The following is a 305-nucleotide window of genomic DNA, read 5'->3' as shown; positions in this document are numbered from 1 at the left end:
CGATCGTCTTGCTGCAGGGTGAGCCGAACTCGCTGTCGCATGCCGCCCAGAACGACGTGCTGATGGCGATCGGCGCCAAGGCGATCGCGGTGCGCGACGGCGGCGTCTCGCGGCTGCTGGTCGTGGCCGACATGCCGCCGAAGGTCGACGAGCATGTCGATATCGCCAATGTCGGCCTGGTCAACGGCATGACCGGCGCGCTGGAGACGCTGTTCGCCGGCGGCAACCGCATGCTGCGCGTCTTCGGTCCGGTCGGCGACAGCGACAAGGAGTTCGAGCTGATCATGCCGGACCGCAGCCTGCAC

Annotated in this window: 1 pseudogene; it reads left to right on the top strand. The window is 67.9% G+C overall.

Features of this window, described 5'->3' with window-relative positions:
- Positions 1-305, top strand: a pseudogene (locus EN861_RS34835) (sensor histidine kinase); the annotation flags it as partial.

Origin of the sequence: Mesorhizobium sp. M8A.F.Ca.ET.218.01.1.1 (assembly GCF_004791165.1) — a bacterium.
Taxonomy (GTDB): domain Bacteria; phylum Pseudomonadota; class Alphaproteobacteria; order Rhizobiales; family Rhizobiaceae; genus Mesorhizobium.
The sequence above is the reverse complement of the archived record's forward strand: the minus strand, read 5'-3'. Positions and strand labels throughout refer to the sequence as shown.